General features: G+C 62.5%; 16 protein-coding genes. 11 read left to right on the top strand and 5 right to left on the bottom strand.

Going from position 1 to position 16,387, the window contains the following annotated elements:
- Positions 1-243 precede the first annotated feature (243 nt).
- Positions 244-1,398: a DUF1624 domain-containing protein gene (locus JOE32_RS06940; RefSeq protein WP_209982641.1), complete on the bottom strand. Its 1,155-nt coding sequence runs from the start codon at positions 1,396-1,398 to the stop codon at positions 244-246.
- 161 nt (positions 1,399-1,559) lie between these two features.
- Between JOE32_RS06940 and yfcF the strand changes: the two genes are divergently transcribed.
- Positions 1,560-2,204, top strand: coding sequence for a glutathione transferase (yfcF, locus tag JOE32_RS06935; protein ID WP_209982639.1), 645 nt, complete (start codon positions 1,560-1,562; stop codon positions 2,202-2,204).
- Here yfcF and JOE32_RS06930 read toward each other — a convergent pair.
- The gene (locus JOE32_RS06930; protein ID WP_209982637.1) at positions 2,167-2,439 is read right to left on the bottom strand and encodes a hypothetical protein; all 273 of its coding nucleotides are present in this window, start codon (positions 2,437-2,439) and stop codon (positions 2,167-2,169) included. The genes yfcF and JOE32_RS06930 overlap by 38 nt on opposite strands.
- 223 nt (positions 2,440-2,662) lie before the next feature.
- Here JOE32_RS06930 and JOE32_RS06925 point away from each other — a divergent pair, with 223 nt between their 5' ends.
- Positions 2,663-2,995, top strand: coding sequence for a hypothetical protein (locus tag JOE32_RS06925; RefSeq protein WP_209982635.1), 333 nt, complete (start codon positions 2,663-2,665; stop codon positions 2,993-2,995).
- A gap of 426 nt (positions 2,996-3,421) precedes the next feature.
- On the opposite strand, the gene JOE32_RS06920 is transcribed toward JOE32_RS06925, so the two are convergent.
- Complete coding sequence (locus JOE32_RS06920) at positions 3,422-4,168, bottom strand: creatininase family protein (protein ID WP_209982633.1); 747 nt, start codon at positions 4,166-4,168, stop codon at positions 3,422-3,424.
- Positions 4,169-4,198: 30 nt separating this feature from the next.
- Complete coding sequence (locus JOE32_RS06915) at positions 4,199-4,912, bottom strand: murein L,D-transpeptidase catalytic domain family protein (protein WP_209982631.1); 714 nt, start codon at positions 4,910-4,912, stop codon at positions 4,199-4,201.
- 42 nt (positions 4,913-4,954) lie between these two features.
- Here JOE32_RS06915 and JOE32_RS06910 point away from each other — a divergent pair, with 42 nt between their 5' ends.
- The 3 genes from JOE32_RS06910 (at position 4,955) to JOE32_RS06900 (ending at position 8,285) form a co-directional block, all read left to right on the top strand.
- Positions 4,955-6,556 carry a L,D-transpeptidase family protein gene (locus JOE32_RS06910; protein ID WP_209982629.1) on the top strand — a complete coding sequence of 534 codons (1,602 nt, stop codon included), beginning with the start codon at positions 4,955-4,957 and terminating at the stop codon, positions 6,554-6,556.
- A 257-nt stretch (positions 6,557-6,813) separates the two neighbouring features.
- Positions 6,814-7,356, top strand: a complete 543-nt coding sequence (locus JOE32_RS06905) for a sigma-70 family RNA polymerase sigma factor (RefSeq protein WP_209982628.1) — start codon at positions 6,814-6,816, stop codon at positions 7,354-7,356.
- Complete coding sequence (locus tag JOE32_RS06900) at positions 7,353-8,285, top strand: FecR family protein (RefSeq protein ID WP_209982626.1); 933 nt, start codon at positions 7,353-7,355, stop codon at positions 8,283-8,285. The genes JOE32_RS06905 and JOE32_RS06900 overlap by 4 nt, the downstream gene beginning before the upstream one ends.
- Position 8,286: 1 nt before the next feature.
- Here the strand turns inward: JOE32_RS06900 and JOE32_RS06895 are convergent, their stop codons facing one another.
- Positions 8,287-10,104: a sigma-54-dependent Fis family transcriptional regulator gene (locus JOE32_RS06895; protein ID WP_209982623.1), complete on the bottom strand. Its 1,818-nt coding sequence runs from the start codon at positions 10,102-10,104 to the stop codon at positions 8,287-8,289.
- Positions 10,105-10,441: 337 nt separating this feature from the next.
- Between JOE32_RS06895 and JOE32_RS06890 the strand changes: the two genes are divergently transcribed.
- The 6 genes from JOE32_RS06890 to JOE32_RS06865 are packed head-to-tail and all read left to right on the top strand — an operon-like array spanning position 10,442 to position 16,365.
- Positions 10,442-11,536, top strand: coding sequence for an ABC transporter ATP-binding protein (locus JOE32_RS06890; protein ID WP_209982621.1), 1,095 nt, complete (start codon positions 10,442-10,444; stop codon positions 11,534-11,536).
- Positions 11,536-12,633, top strand: a complete 1,098-nt coding sequence (locus JOE32_RS06885; RefSeq protein ID WP_209982618.1) for an ABC transporter ATP-binding protein — start codon at positions 11,536-11,538, stop codon at positions 12,631-12,633. The genes JOE32_RS06890 and JOE32_RS06885 overlap by 1 nt, the downstream gene beginning before the upstream one ends.
- Positions 12,630-13,496 (top strand): sugar ABC transporter permease, encoded by an 867-nt coding sequence (locus JOE32_RS06880; protein ID WP_017735078.1) that lies wholly within the window; start codon positions 12,630-12,632, stop codon positions 13,494-13,496. Before JOE32_RS06885 ends, JOE32_RS06880 begins: the two co-directional genes overlap by 4 nt.
- 10 nt (positions 13,497-13,506) lie before the next feature.
- Positions 13,507-14,307 (top strand): carbohydrate ABC transporter permease, encoded by an 801-nt coding sequence (locus JOE32_RS06875; RefSeq protein WP_003232361.1) that lies wholly within the window; start codon positions 13,507-13,509, stop codon positions 14,305-14,307.
- A gap of 10 nt (positions 14,308-14,317) precedes the next feature.
- Positions 14,318-14,590 carry a DUF2160 domain-containing protein gene (locus JOE32_RS06870; RefSeq protein WP_003232363.1) on the top strand — a complete coding sequence of 91 codons (273 nt, stop codon included), beginning with the start codon at positions 14,318-14,320 and terminating at the stop codon, positions 14,588-14,590.
- 32 nt (positions 14,591-14,622) lie between these two features.
- Positions 14,623-16,365 carry an ABC transporter substrate-binding protein gene (locus tag JOE32_RS06865; RefSeq protein ID WP_209982616.1) on the top strand — a complete coding sequence of 581 codons (1,743 nt, stop codon included), beginning with the start codon at positions 14,623-14,625 and terminating at the stop codon, positions 16,363-16,365.
- The last annotated feature ends 22 nt before the right edge of the window (positions 16,366-16,387 follow it).

The raw sequence follows: 16,387 nt of genomic DNA, 5'->3' as shown, positions 1-16,387 counted from the left end.
AAATCGGCGACTTGGCGCTGTCGCGCAGCAACCCTCGGCCTCTGTGACGAGCCGGTCTGTTGTGACGAGCTGGCTTATTGTGGCGAGCGGGCTTGCCCCGCGTTGGGGTGCGAAGCGCCCCCAATCAAGAAACCCTCGGTATACCTGATACTGCGCGGAGACTGGTTTTGGGGCTGCTGCGCAGCCCAACGCAGGACAAGCCTGCTCGCCGCTAAAAGCCCGCTCGCTGAGCCTCCCTGTGTGTCAGAAGTATTTAAGCCAGCCCAGATCGCGACGGCGTGCCTTGAGACCGGCAAACCAGCGCACCGGCAGATACAGCGCCAACGGCAGCAGCAGGGCGACGAGCCAGATTGCGCCAACGCTGGCGAAACCGAAGTAGGTGCCGTGGTTGAGGCCGAACAGGGCGACGCAGGCGATATACAGCACTTTCAGCACGTAAAGGTGCAGCAGGTAGAAGAACATCGGCGCCGAACCAAATACGGCCAGCACGCCGATCCAGCGCTTGTGCCCGGCGCGTTCAAACGCCAGCAACAGCAGCAAACCGATCCCCAGGGTGAATGCCAGAAACAGCAGCGAAGGCGGGTACTTGGTCATGTTGAAAAAACTCATCAACGTCTGCACGCCAGTGTCATAGGTGTGCCACGGCTTTTCGCCATACCCGTTGAAGGCCCGCAACAGCACGAACCCCACCAACGCGCCAACGCCGCCCAGCAGCAGATAACGTTGACGCAACGCCGGTTGCATACCTGTGGCAAACCACGGCCCCAGCCCGTAACCCAGGGCAATCACGCCGATCCACGGCAATACCGGATAAGTGACGCGCAGGCGCAGGCTGTCGCTTATGTCGATCCAACTGCGTTCGTGCAGGATGGACCAGGCATGTTGCAGCGCTGAACCTTGCGCGAAGTGCACGCCGTCGAGCAGGTTGTGCCCGCCAATGATCAGCAGTGCCAGGGTGATCAGCAGCGGTCGCGGCAACCACACCAGCGCGGCGAGGGCGATCATGCTGAGGCCGATTGCCCAGATCACCTGCAGATAGATCACGCTGGGCGGCAACTGGAAGGTCCACGCAAAGCTGACCAGGGTGAACTCCAGCACCACCAGAAACAGCCCGCGCTTGAACAGAAACGCCGACACATCGCGAGTGCCCTGGTATTTCTGGCCGTAAAGCCAGGCCGATAAACCGGTGAGCAATACAAACACCGGCGCGCATAAATGGGCCAGGGTACGGCTCACAAACAGCGCAGGCTCGGTGCTGTCGATGCTCATGGGGTCGCCGACCTGGCGGTGCATCAGGAACGTCTCGCGCACATGGTCGAGCAACATGAACAGCATCACCAGGCCGCGCAGGGCGTCGATGGAGAGGAGGCGTTGGCGTAGGGGAACAGCGTCAGTCATGGGCAGGATCGCAGGGCTGGGCGGGAAGAGGGCGTTATCCTATAACATTATGGCTGAGCGTTGGCGTGCTATTCCCGCCTGGAATGCCCCCATAAAAACCCTGCATTGTCTTTATCGCGGTACATCTCGTAGCGTGGCGACTCACCTGAAGGAGAACGCCCATGCACCAAGGTCCGCTGCGTCTGTATGTCGACTCGCTGTTCACCAGCCCTTATGCCATGTCGGTGTTCGTCACCCTGCGGGAAAAAGGCCTGGCCTTCGACACCGTCACCCTGGACCTGGACGCGGCGCAAAACCAGGCGGCGGACTTTGCCCGGCTGTCCCTGACCCAGCGTGTGCCGACGCTGGTTGAGGGCGACTTTGCACTGTCTGAATCGTCGGCGATCTGCGAATACCTGGACGCGGCTTATCCTGCAATAACCGTGTACCCATCCGATCTGCAGCAGCGGGCGAGGGCGCGGCAGGTGCAGGCCTGGTTACGCAGCGACTTGCTGCCCATTCGCCAGGAACGGTCGACGCTGGTGGTGTTTTGCGGTCAGACCCTGCCGCCGTTGTCGCCGCTGGCCGAAGCGGCCGCGCGCAAGCTGATCAGCGCGGCGCAGGGGCTGCTGGCGGGGCAGCCGGAGAACCTGTTCGGTGAGTGGTCGATTGCCGACGTCGACCTGGCCGTGATGCTCAACCGCCTGATCCTCAATGGTGACCGCGTGCCCGGCGAATTGGTGGCGTATGCGCAGCGTCAGTGGCAGCGGCCCTCGGTGCAGGCATGGGTCAATCTGCAACGCCCTGGGCCGCAGGGCGTTCAATGATGTGCGCGACCCGCCTGTCCAGGTCTTCCCAGTCCGCCATGCCCAGCACCCGCGTGGTGTTCAGGCCGCGCAGGTAGCCCCGCAACTGCTGGGCGCTGGCGTGCACGTGTTGGGCATCGGCGGCGGCGTTCTGAAGCACGTTTTCATACTCGACCAGGTAGTCGGCGATCCGCTCGCGAAACTCCGGCAATACGGCTTCGCGGATGCGGTCGAAGGTCTTCTGGTGGGGCTTCATGGCGTGGTCCTTATCGTTATAGGCGGTGCATTATCGGTTCAGATAATAGTCACCATCATGCATCGCAAGTTCTGTTTTTTCAGGGAACAGGGACAATCAGCGCGTGATCCACTCCGGCGACCGCCGGTGATCAGCGTACGGGCCATTTGCTGGCACGCGTTGCTGGCGTAGACTCTGCGCGCGGATTGCAGTGGATTTTTCTTTTATCGATGCAGGAAGGTGTATGCGCTCTTTTTTCGTACCGGTCATGGCGTTGGCGCTGGGCGGCTGTATTTCCGCCCCTAACGCTCCGTCCCTCACGCTGCAAACGGCCAAGCCCCCGCAAGCCTACGTGCAGTGCCTGTTGCCTGAGCTTGAGAAACACGGCATCACCGCCAGCGTGACGCAGAACTCGCGTCACGCCACGGTGTTGTTGAGCAGCAAGATTGCTGCCGACGATGTACTCGAGGTGTACAAGTCCCAGGACGGCACCAAGGTCTCGTTGTATGAGCGCAAGCCGGTGGTTTCGGCGATCAAGCCGTCGCGGCTTGAGCTGGCGGCGAAGGCGTGCCAATAACGTTCGGGTTTGCCCGCACAGTCATAGGCGAACGCATCCTGTGGCGAGCGGGCTTGCCCCGCGTTGGGGTGCGAAGCGCCCCCAATCAAGCAAAACGCGGTGTACCTGATACGGCTCAGCGTCTGGCTTTGGGGCTGCTGCGCAGCCCAACGCAGGACAAGCCTGCTCGCCACAGGGAATCTGCGCTTAACTGAACGGCATTGGGGCAAGCCCTAATGCCGTTCAGTTAAGGAAAATGTGTGGGCTTATTGTGGCGAGCGGGCTTGCCCCGCGTTGGGGTGCGAAGCGCCCCCAATCGAGCAAAACGCGGTGTACCTGATACGGCTCAGCGTCTGGTTTTGGGGCTGCTGCGCAGCCCAACGCAGGACAAGCCTGCTCGCCACAACAAGCCTGCTCTTCACAGAGGCTCCAGTGTGCTGCGCTACATTAAATACGTGCTTCGTTGCTGAAACTGTCCACGGTCTTGACCAGCCCCCGGGCCGCCAATGCCACCAGTTCACCGCCTTTCTCCACCGTCGCCAGGGCCGGGTCCGAACCCATCCGACCGTCGGGGAAGCGGGCGCGGAAGTCCAGTGCTTCGCGGATCGGCCCGGTGTTGGCGATCTGCGGCGAATAGTCGGCGGACTTGATCGACTCCGGATACGCCCACTGCGTCACGGCAATCTCCGAAGGCGTGGCATGGCTGCCATGGCCCACTGGAAATTGACGGTGGGCCAGGTCGGTAACGCCTTCCAGGTCCCACCAGTTCACCAGTTTGAGGACAAACCCCGCCGGGCGACGGGCGAAGCTGGCCTCGGCATACAGTTCGGAAAACGCCGCTTCAATCGTCGCGATGTTGCCGCCGTGGCCGTTGAGAAACAGGATCTTCTCGAAACCATGCCCGGCCAGTGAGCGCACCCAGTCGCCGATGGCGGCGATAAAAGTGGAAGGGCGCAGTGAGATAGTGCCGGGGAACCCCAGGTGATGCTGGGCCATGCCGATATTGAACGTGGGACCGATCAGCATATCGGCGTGCTTTTGTGCTTCATGGGCGATGATTTCCGGGCACATCCAGTCGGTGCCCAAGAGGCCGGTAGGGCCGTGCTGCTCGTTGGAACCGATGGGGATGACCACCGTGCGGCTGCGTTCAAGAAACTGGCCGATCTCGATCCAGGTGGACGTGTGTAGAAGCATGGGACGCTCTCTTATCTCGGTGGGGACAGGCTAACCGCCACGGATTGTACGACTGGTTGCCACCTGTTGGGGCTTGCAATTGAGGTACGTCGAGGACTTCAACCAGCGCTGGTCGGGATACCAGGAGAACATGAACTGCCCATCCTTGAGTTTGTCGACCACCTGGCGCGCCACCTGCGGACGCACCGCCGGGCAGCCCTGGCTGCGGCCGATACGGCCTTCGCGCTTGCTCCACAGCGGGCTGACGTAGTCGGCGGCGTGGATCACCAGGGCGCGGTCGCGGGCCAGGTCATTGAAGCCCGGCTCCAGGCCGTCCATGCGCAGCGAGTAGCCATGGGTGCCCAGGTAGCTTTCCTGGGTGCGGAACAGGCCCAGGCTGGATTGGTGGCTGCCTTCGAGGTTGGAAAACTGCGTGGCGAAATTTTCCCCGGAGTTGGCGCCGTGGGCCACCAGATCGCGCAGCACCAGGGTGCGTTTGCGCAGGTCGAAAATCCACAGCCGACGGGCGGTAGAAGGCTGGGAGTAGTCGATCACGGCCAGGCGTTCGGAGCGTTCCTCGCCGTTGTTGACCGCGCATTGCACCGCGCTCAGGGCGCTTTTCAATACCGTGGGATTGAGTTCTGGAGCCGAGCGCGCCAGGCTGCTATACAACGTGGGAGGGTTGCCATTGGCGGCGAGCGCGACAGTGCTCAAAGTGCCCATGGTCACCGTCATGAAACCGAGGCGACATATAAAAGTCAGCATCTACAGTACATACCCCCCCGCTGTAGGATTGGAGCAAAGTCATTGTTCAAAAAACACGCATGTTACTTGAGCCTTTGCCTGATCGTTGCACCACTGGTCGCGACAGCCGACGAGCTGCCGCTGGAGGCATTACCGGTTGTCGAGCCCGCCCCGGTGGAGCTGGCCCCCGTGCAACAAGCCCTCGCGCAATTGCCCGGCGTCTGCCCAGGTTTCGCCGCGCAAGTGGACGCCGCCGCCCTTACGCGCCTGCAAGCGTTTTACCAGCAGCAAGGTGATACGCCACTGTGGACCGCCGATGAACGTCGGCAAGGCTTGAACACCCAGTTGCAGCTGCTCGCCGACGACGGGCTGGACCCCGATCACTATCGCCTGCCCACTGCCGATGCCACGAGCAACGTGCTGTGCAGCGATATCGACACCAGCCGTCACTACCTGCAAGCCCTGCAGGACCTGCATTACGGGCGCCTGCAGCAATCGCGTTTCGAACCGCTGTGGCATGCCCAACCGCCGACCGTCGATCCCACGCTCAAGGTGCTGGCATTTGCCGCCACCGGCCTGCAGGACATGGCGCAGGCGTTCGACCAGGCACGGCCCAGCGCCGATCTCTACCGCAGCCTGCGCAATGTCTATTCCAGCGTGCGCCAGCAGCCATTGCCGCAGTGGGACGCGGTCGCCAGCGGCGCACTGCTGCGCCCCGGCATGGAAGACCCGCGCGTGCCCGAACTGGCGCGGCGCTTGTACCACGGTGGCTACCTGGCCAGCGAACCCAAGGGCAGCGCCAGGCAATACCGCGCGGAACTGGTCAATGCGGTCAAGGCGTTCCAGCTCAGCCATTCGCTGCAGTCCGATGGCGTGATCGGCGCCGGCACCGTGGCCGAGTTGAACATCAGCTCGGCGATGCGCCGCGAACAGTTGCGCATCAACCTTGAGCGTTTTCGCTGGCTGGCCCAGGACCTGGAGCCCGAAGGGGTGCTGGTCAACGTTGCGGCGGCGCAATTGAGCGTGTACCAGAGCGGCATCCCGGTGTGGCAGACGCGCCTGCAGGTCGGCCGCGCCGAACGCCAGACACCGCTGCTCAAGTCACGTATCACGCGGCTTACCCTCAACCCCACCTGGACCATCCCGCCCACGATCATGCGCGAGGACAAACTCCCGGCCATCCGCCTGAACCCCGAATACCTGCGTCAGCAGAACCTGCAAGTGCTCGACCCGGAAGGCCGCCCGCTGGCGCCCGAGCAGATCGACTGGGCGCGGCCGGGCAACATCCTGCTGCGTCAGCAGGCCGGGCCGCATAACCCGCTGGGCAAGATCGTGATGCGTTTTCCCAACCCGTATTCGGTGTACCTGCACGACACGCCGAGCCAGCCGCTGTTCACCAAGGGCCCGCGTGCGTTCAGCTCGGGGTGTGTGCGGGTCGAGCAGCCGCTGCTGCTGCGCGATTTGCTGGTGAGTCCGGCCGAGCGTGCGCGCACCGATGAGCTGTTGGCGACGGGGGTGACCCATGAGTTCAGACTGGCGACGCCGGTGCCGGTGTTGCTGGGATACTGGACGGTGGAGGTGGATCGTCAGGGTGGGGTGGTGTATGCGCCGGATATTTATGGGCGGGATCTGGTGTTGATGAAGGCGATGGGGAGTGTGTTGTAGGGGGCACAGGTACCCGGTACTAAATGTGGGAGGGGGCTTGCTCCCGATAGCAGTGGGTCAGCTAAACATAAGCTGACTGACACTCAGCCATCGGGAGCAAGCCCCCTCCCACAGGGGATCTGCGCTCAACTGACTGGCACTGCGGCTTGCGACCGGCTTCCTTACGCGAATGGCCCATCGAGAGCCTTGCTCCCACACCGTTTTGCTGGCATTGTTCGCGCAATTGGTAACATTTCCCATTTGAGAAATTTTTGCGCATGCATGAGATTCCGGCCGCGTTGGGCGACTCTGTCCGCCAGCAGACACTCACGGCACTGTACCGCGAGCATCATGGCTGGTTGCACGGTTGGTTGCGCCGCAAACTGGGCTGTTCGCAGCATGCGGCGGACCTCGCTCACGATGCGTTCATCCGCGTCCTGATGCTGGCCGAGCCGCAGGCGATCAAGGAGCCCCGCGCCTTTCTCGCGACCACGGCGGGTCGGCTGTTGATCGATGGCGCGCGGCGTCGGCGTATCGAAAGAGCCTATATGGAGGCGCTGGTCATTCAGTGCGAAGACGCCGGCATGCCTGACCCGGCAGCGATTCATGTGGCCCTGCAAGCCCTCGAGCGGATTGCCGAGATGCTCGCCGGGCTGCCTGCCAACACCCGCGAAGCTTTTTTGCTGAGCCGTCTCGACGGGCTGACCTACCACGAGATCGCCGAACGCCTGCACGTGTCCGCCAGCACCGTTAAAAACTACATCTCCACCGCGCTGGTGCACTGCTACCACAGCCTGCATGGGGCGGAGCCGCTGTCGTGAGTTCCGAACAGATCATCCAGCAAGCGGCCAACTGGCTGACGCGCCTGCACGACGCAGACTTCACCGACGCCGAGCGCCAGGCGTTCAACCGTTGGTGCCAGGCCGACCCACGCCATGCGGTGGCCATCGAACGCATGCGGTCGTTGTGGGGCAGCTTCGACCCTCTGCCTGCGCAGCCGGCGCGTGTCGCCCTCAATCGTGCATTTGCCCCCCGGCGCGCTCGCGGCGCCCAGGTGGTGGGCCTGCTGGGGATGTTGCTGTGCGGCTGGCTGGGCGTGGAGCGTGCGCCGGTGTGGATGGCCGACCAGCGCACCGCCATCGGCGAGCGCCGCCAGATCGTGCTGGAAGACGGCAGCCAGTTGCAGCTCAACAGCAACTCGGCGGTGGACGTGAAATTTGACGGCCATCAACGGGTGCTCGAACTGCTGCAAGGCGAGCTGTGGGTGGACGTGGCCAAGGATGCGCAACGGCCGTTCGTGGTGCGCACCGACCAAGGCAGCGCCACCGCGCTGGGCACTCGCTACCTGGTCAAGCGGGCGGCGGACGGCACCACGGTGGTGACTGTGATCGAGTCCAGCGTGGCGGTCAAAGGCGCGGCCGAGGAGGGCGTCAAGGTCATGGCGGGCGAGCGTGCCATTCTTGATCACGGCCACGCCACGCCCGCACAAGCCACCCCCGGCAGCGACCCGGATGCCTGGACCCGTGGCCTGCTCAAGGTCAATGACCAGCCACTGAGCGACGTGCTGCAAACCCTGGCCAGCTATCGCCATGGCCTGGTGCGGTTCGATCCCCAGGCCCTGGGTGATCTGCGCGTCTCCGGTGTGTTCAAGCTCGATGACACGACTGCCGCGCTCGCAGCGTTGGCGGATAACCTGCCGATCCAGGTGCAGACGTTCACCGACCTGCTGGTGGTGGTGACGCCGCGCTAGCTCAGCGCTCGTTACGGCGCAGGCGTTTGTAGAGGGTATTGCGGCTCACCCCGAGTTCCCGCGCCAAGTGGGAAATATTGCCGCCGGCGGCCTTCAGGCGCTGGTTCAAGTCCGCGTCGTCGCCCATGCCCGCGACGACGGGCTGCGGCGCCTCCCTGTTCAAATCCACAAAAAAATCATCCGGCAGGTGCTCGGCGCGAATCGGCTGTTCCTCGGCCATGGCCAATGCCACCTGCAACACGCTGCTCACCTGGCGCAGGTTGCCCGGCCACGGGTGGCGCTCGAACAGCGCCAGCACTTCGGCGCTCAGCCCGGCCCATTGGCCCGGCTCGCGATGCTGCTGCCACAGTTGCTGGAACAACGCGCGCTTGTCGGTACGTTCGCGCAGCGCCGGCAGCTCCAGGGTCAGGCCGCCGATGCGGTAGTACAAATCCTCACGAAAACGTCCGGCCTGTACCCGCTCGCGCAGCGCACGGTTGGTCGCCGAGATAATGCGCAGGTCCACCGGGAACAGCTCGCTGCTGCCCACCGGCTGCACGCAGCGCTCCTGCAACACACGCAGCAGGCGGGCCTGGGTCGGCAGCGGCATGTCGCCGATTTCGTCGAGAAACAACGTGCCTTTGTCGGCCTTGCGAATCAGGCCGATGCTGCCTTTCTGGCTGGCGCCGGTGAACGCACCTTTCTCATAGCCAAACAGCTCCGACTCCACCAGCTCAGCGGGAATCGCCGCACAGTTCACCGCGATAAACGCCTGCCGGCTGCGGGAACTGGCCTGGTGCAGGGCCTTGACGAACACTTCCTTGCCCACTCCGGTCTCGCCGTGAATCAGCAGCGGGATGTCCTTCTCCAGCAGGCGCTGGGCCTGGCGTACCGCTTTTTCCACGCGTACATCGCCAAAATGCAGGGTGTTGAGGCCAATCGGAGCGGGCTTGGGCACCGCCGGCTGGGTAAACACGCGCGCCTGCACCGGTGTCTGTTTGGGGCGCTTGAGTAAACACTGGAAGCGGTTGCGTCCCGCCGCTTGCAGCGAAAACGGCAGGCCCTCGGGCTGATTGAGCAACTCCAGCAACGACACCTTGAACAGGCTGTCGATCATCATCCGCGACAGGCTGATGCCCAGCAGGTTATCGGCGCGGCGGTTGGCCGAGAGCACCTGGCCGCTTTCATCGAAGATCAGCAGGCCGGCCCATTGGCTGTCGAGGTTGCTCAGGCCGGTGTTGAAGGTCAACTGAAAGTGCTCGCCGCGAAACAGGTTGAGGATCAGACGGTTTTCCACGGTCTGGCTCATCATCTTGACCATGCCCAGGGTGTGGGAGGGCGGCAGGTAGCTGTCGCTCGAGACGTCCAGCACCGCGATGATCTCGCGCTGGGCGTCGAAGATCGGCGCCGCGGAGCCGGTCATGAAGCGGTTGGCCTTGAGAAAGTGTTCATCGTGTTCGATGTGCACCGCCTGGGCACAGGCCAGCGCGGTGCCGATGGCGTTGGTGCCGCTGGAACGCTCCATCCAGCTGGCGCCGGCGCTGAAGCCGCGAGCCAGTTTGGGCTCGATGAAGCGCTGGGTGCCCCACGACGTCAGCACCTGGCCCTGATTGTCGGCCAGCATGATCAGGCAGTTGGAGTTGCTGAGGATGTTTTCGTAGTAGGGCAGCACTTCCTGATGGGTGGTCTGCACCAGAGAATGCTGGCTTTCCAGCAATTGGCTGATGCCCTCGGCGGGCAGTTGATCAAAGCTGGGCGTGCTCTGGTGGTCCAGGCCAAAGGCGCGGCAACGGCGCCAGGATTCCTGGATAAGGGTGTCGTGGGACAAGGGTTCGGCCATGGGGCGACCTGCTGTTTTTATTGTTATTGGGCTTGCACAATCTAAGGGGTTGTCATCAGGCCAATGTGGGAGGGGGCTTGCTCCCGATGACGGTGGGTCAGTCAGCTTATTGTTAGCTGACACACTGCCCCTGCCATATTTGAGCTTCATTGCCCATAAAGTGTTGTTCAGCACTGTTCATTGTCAACCCCCGAACTGTTCAGTTGTTCAGCCCGACTGTTCAAGCCTGAACGCCCCGTTCCCCCCATTTCCTTACGGATCAACCACCTGCCGTTATTGGCACGAAACTCGCTCTGACGAGTGGCCAGATTCATTCCAATAATAAAAAGGTCGTGTCATGTCATTGACCCTGGAACATGTCTCCCGCGTCGTAGAAGGCCACACCTGGATCGACGACGCCAACCTGCGTTTCGAAGCCGGTTCCTTCAACGTTTTGCTCGGCCGCACCCTGTCCGGCAAGACCAGCCTGATGCGCCTGATGGCCGGGCTGGACAAGCCCGACAGCGGCCGCATCCTGATGCACGGCGTGGATGTCACGAACACGCCGGTACGCCTGCGCAACGTGTCGATGGTGTACCAGCAGTTCATCAACTACCCAACCATGACCGTGTTCGAAAACATCGCCTCGCCGCTGCGCCAGGCCGGTGTGGCGGACGACGTGATCCAGAGCAAGGTGCTGGAAACCGCGCGCATGCTGCGCATCGAGAAGTTCCTCAAGCGCCACCCGCTGGAGTTGTCCGGTGGCCAGCAGCAACGCACGGCCATGGCCCGCGCGCTGGTCAAGGACGCCGAGCTGATTCTGTTCGACGAGCCGCTGGTGAACCTGGACTACAAACTGCGCGAAGAGCTGCGTCAGGAAATGCGCGAGCTGTTCGCGGCGCGCCACACCATCGCTATCTATGCCACCACCGAGCCCAACGAGGCCCTGGCCCTGGGCGGCACCACCACCATCCTGCACGAAGGCCGGGTGATCCAGAGCGGCAAGGCCGCCGAGGTCTATCACCAGCCGCACAGCGTACTCGCCGCCGAACTGTTCTCCGAACCGCCGATCAACCTGATGCCCGGACGTATCAGCGGCAATGAAGTGAGCTTCGCCAACTTCGTGCACTTCCCGCTCAACGTCGACCTGCGCCCCATCGGCGAAGGCGAATTCCGCTTCGGTGTGCGCCCCAGCCATATCAGCCTGGTGCCGAGCAACGACGACGACCTGGAGCTGGCGGTCACGGTGGAAGTCGCCGAGATCAGCGGCTCGGAAACCTTCCTGCACGTGCGCAGCGAGCACTTCCTGCTGGTGCTGCATTTGCCGGGGGTGCACGAATACGACGTCGACGCGCCGATCCGCGTGTATATCCCCACCCATAAACTGTTTGTGTTCGATGCCGAGGGCCGCCTGGTCCAGGCGCCCGGGCGCCGTGTCGCGAGGGTTGCCTGATGGCCGAGATCCATTTGCAGAACCTGGCGCACAGCTACAGCGCAGCGCCCGTCGGTCCCGAGGACTACGCGATTCGCGCCATGAACCACGTCTGGGAGCAGGGCGGCGCCTATGCCTTGCTCGGGCCATCGGGCTGCGGCAAGTCGACCTTGCTCAATATCATCTCCGGCCTGCTCAGCCCGTCCGAAGGCCAGGTGCTGTTCGACGGCAAGGTGGTCAACGACCTCACCCCGGAGAAACGCAACATCGCCCAGGTGTTCCAGTTCCCGGTGGTGTACGACACCATGACCGTGTTCGACAACCTGGCTTTCCCCCTGCGCAACCAGGGCATGGCTGAGGCGAAGGTTCACAGCAAGGTGGCGGAAATTGCCGAAGTCCTCGACCTGCAAAACCTGCTGAGCAAGAAGGCACGCAACCTCACCGCCGACGAAAAACAGAAGGTCTCGATGGGCCGTGGCCTGGTGCGCGACGACGTGTCGGCGATCCTGTTTGACGAACCGTTGACGGTGATCGACCCGCACCTGAAGTGGAAACTGCGGCGCAAGCTCAAGCAGATTCATGAGCAGTTCAACATCACCATGGTCTACGTCACCCACGACCAGTTGGAGGCCTCGACCTTCGCCGACAAGATCGCGGTGATGTACGGCGGGCAGATCGTGCAGTTTGGTACGCCACGGGACTTGTTCGAGCGGCCCAGCCACACCTTTGTCGGCTACTTCATCGGCAGCCCCGGCATGAACCTGATCGAGGTGCAGGCCGAGGCGGGCGGTGTGCGCTTTGCCGGCACGCACCTGCCGTTGTCCGAGGCGCTGCAACAGCGCCTCGCCACCGCGCCCTACACGAAGTTGCAGGTGGGCATTCGCCCGGAATTCATCCACGTGTGGGACGAGTACAACCCTGACGCCCTGCAGGCCGACGTCACGCACCTGGAAGACCTGGGCACCTACAAGATCATCACCCTCAAGCTCGACGGCGCGGTGCTCAAGGTGCGCCTGGCCGAAGACAAGCCGGTGCCCGAGGGCACGGTGTCGATCAGTTTTCCCGCGCAGTGGCTGATGCTGTACGCCGACGATTACCTGCTGGAGGTGCTGCCATGAACAAGGTGCAGAACAACAAGGCCTGGTGGCTGGTGTTGCCGGTGTTCCTGCTGGTGGCATTCAGTGCGGTGATCCCGATGATGACCGTGGTCAACTACTCGGTGCAGGACATTTTCGACCAGTCCAGCCGCTACTTTGTCGGCGCCGACTGGTACAAACAGGTGCTGCTCGACCCGCGCCTGCACGACTCGCTGCTGCGCCAGTTCATCTATTCGGCCTGCGTGCTGCTGATCGAAATCCCGCTGGGCATCGCCATCGCCCTGACGATGCCGACTAAGGGGCGCTGGTCGTCACTGGTGTTGATCATCCTGGCGATTCCCTTGCTGATCCCGTGGAACGTGGTGGGCACCATCTGGCAGATCTTCGGCCGCGCCGATATCGGCCTGCTCGGCTACAGCCTCAACGCCCTGGGCATCAGCTACAACTATGCGGCGAATACGGCGGACGCCTGGGTCACCGTGCTGGTGATGGACGTGTGGCACTGGACCTCGCTGGTGGCGCTGCTGTGCTACTCCGGCCTGCGCGCGATTCCGGATGTGTATTACCAGGCGGCGCGGATCGATCGCGCGTCGGCATGGGCGGTGTTCCGACACATCCAACTGCCCAAGATGAAAAGCGTGCTGCTGATCGCGGTGATGCTGCGCTTCATGGACAGCTTCATGATCTACACCGAGCCCTTCGTGTTGACGGGCGGCGGGCCGGGTAACGCCACCACCTTCCTCAGTCAGACCCTGACCCAGATGGCCGTCGGCCAATTCGACCTGGGCCCGGCGGCGGCGTTTTCCCTGGTGTACTTCCTGATCATCCTGTTGGTGTCCTGGCTGTTCTACACCGCCATGACCCACTCCGACGCCAACCGCTGAGGCCGCCAACATGAGCAAACGCAAGCTAATCCCGTTGCTGATCTACATCCTGTTCCTGTTGGTGCCGATCTACTGGCTGTTGAACATGTCCTTCAAGAGCAACACCGAAATCCTCGGCGGGCTGACGCTGTTTCCGCAGGACTTCACCCTGGCCAACTACAAGGTGATCTTCACCGACCCGAGCTGGTACACCGGCTACCTCAACTCGCTGTATTACGTGAGTTTGAACACGGTGATCTCCCTGAGTGTGGCGCTACCGGCGGCGTACGCGTTTTCACGCTACCGGTTCCTCGGCGACAAGCACCTGTTCTTCTGGCTGCTGACCAACCGCATGGCGCCACCGGCGGTGTTTCTGCTGCCGTTTTTCCAGCTGTATTCCTCCATTGGCCTGTTCGACACGCATATCGCGGTGGCGCTGGCGCACTGCCTGTTCAACGTGCCGCTGGCGGTGTGGATCCTGGAGGGCTTCATGTCCGGGGTGCCCAAGGAAATCGACGAAACCGCCTACATCGACGGCTACTCGTTCCCCAAGTTTTTCGTGAAGATCTTTATCCCGCTGATCGGCTCCGGCATCGGCGTCACGGCGTTTTTCTGCTTCATGTTTTCCTGGGTCGAACTGCTGCTGGCGCGCACGCTCACCTCGGTCAATGCCAAGCCGATTGCGGCGGTGATGACGCGCACGGTGTCGGCGTCGGGCATCGACTGGGGCGTATTGGCGGCAGCGGGCGTGTTGACCATCCTGCCGGGCATGCTGGTGATCTGGTTTGTTCGCAACCACGTGGCCAAGGGCTTTGCCCTGGGCCGGGTCTGAGGAGTCGATGATGGAATGGATGGCCTGGACCACCCCTACTGCACTGTTCTTTGGCGGCATCGCGCTGATTCTGGCGGGCATGACCACCTGGGAACTGCGCTCGCCGAGCATCCCCCGGCGCGGGTTTCTGCCGATCAGCACCACCCGTGGTGATCGTTTGTTTATCGGTCTTCTCGGCAGCGCCTACCTGCATTTGCTGGTGATCGGCGTTACTGACTGGAGCATCTGGGTGGCGTCCGCGCTCTCCCTGGTATGGCTGTTGAGTGTGATGCGTTGGGGCTAGTGCCCTTGTGAATAAACAACCAGGAGGTCTCTATGTTGAATAACAACAATAAGCTGCGACATAGCATTTCATTGGCTGCCGTACTGGCCCTCAGCGGTTTGAGCGCGTCGGCCTGGGCCGATGCGTACGAAGACGCCGCGAAAAAATGGATCGGCAGCGAGTTCAAACCGTCCACCCTCACGGCCGAACAGCAGTTGGAGGAATTGAAGTGGTTTATCAAGGCCGCCGAACCGTTCCGTGGGATGAAGATCAACGTGGTGTCGGAAACCCTCACCACCCACGAGTATGAGTCCAAGGTACTGGCCAAGGCCTTCAGCGAAATCACCGGCATCAAGCTGACCCACGACCTGCTGCAGGAAGGCGACGTGGTGGAAAAGCTGCAGACCCAGATGCAGTCCGACAAGAACATCTATGACGGCTGGGTCAACGATTCCGACTTGATCGGTACGCACTTTCGCTACGGCAAGACCGAATCGATCACCGACCTGATGGCCAACGAAGGCAAGGACTTCACCTCGCCGACCCTGGACCTCAAGGACTTCATCGGCCTGTCCTTCACCACCGCACCGGACGGCAAGCTGTATCAGTTGCCCGACCAGCAGTTCGCCAACCTTTACTGGTTCCGCGCCGACTGGTTCGAGCGGCCTGAGCTGAAAGCCAAGTTCAAGGAAAAATACGGCTACGACCTCGGCGTGCCGGTGAACTGGTCGGCCTACGAGGACATCGCCAAGTTCTTCAGCGAAGACGTCAAGGAAATCGACGGCAAGCGCATCTACGGGCACATGGATTACGGCAAGAAAGACCCGTCACTGGGCTGGCGCTTTACCGATGCCTGGTTCTCCATGGCCGGCGGCGGCGACAAGGGGCTGCCCAACGGCTTGCCGGTGGACGAGTGGGGCATTCGCGTGGAGGACTGCCACCCGGTGGGCTCCAGCGTCACCCGGGGCGGCGACACCAACGGCCCGGCCGCCGTGTTCGCCACGCAGAAATACGTCGACTGGATGAAAGCCTACGCGCCTCCGGAAGCGGCGGGCATGACCTTCTCCGAATCCGGCCCGGTGCCGTCCCAAGGCAACATCGCGCAGCAGATCTTCTGGTACACCGCGTTTACCGCCGACATGGTCAAACCGGGTCTGCCGGTAGTGAATGCCGACGGCACGCCGAAATGGCGCATGGCGCCGTCGCCTGTAGGGCCTTACTGGGAAAAGGGCATGAAGAAGGGCTATCAGGACGTGGGCTCCTGGACCTTCCTCAAGTCCACGCCGGAGAAACAGAAACTCGCGGCCTGGCTGTACGCGCAGTTCGTGACCTCGAAAACCGTGTCGCTGAAGAAAACCATCGTCGGCCTGACGCCAATTCGTGAGTCCGACATCAACTCACAGGCCATGACCGACATGGCGCCCAAACTCGGTGGCCTGGTGGAGTTTTACCGCAGCCCGGCGCGCACCGAATGGTCGCCGACCGGCACCAACGTGCCGGACTATCCACGCCTGGCGCAACTGTGGTGGAGCAACATCGCCGCCGCCGCCAGCGGCGAGAAAACCCCGCAACAGGCACTGGACAACCTGGCCAAGGAACAGGACGCGATCATGACCCGCCTGGAACGCTCCAAGGTGCAACCGGTGTGCGGCCCGAAAATGAACCCCGAGCGTGATGCGCAATACTGGTTCGACCAACCGGGCGCGCCCAAGCCGAAACTGGCCAACGAAAAACCCAAAGGCGAAACCGTGAGCTACAACGACCTGCTCAAGCAGTGGGAGGCGGCGCGCAAATAACCATGCCGGGGATGCAGGCTTG

The sequence above is a fragment of the Pseudomonas sp. PvP025 genome, assembly GCF_017832155.1.
In the GTDB taxonomy this organism is placed as follows: domain Bacteria; phylum Pseudomonadota; class Gammaproteobacteria; order Pseudomonadales; family Pseudomonadaceae; genus Aquipseudomonas.
Note: the sequence above shows the minus strand (reverse complement) of the source record. Positions and strands in the feature narration are given on the sequence as shown.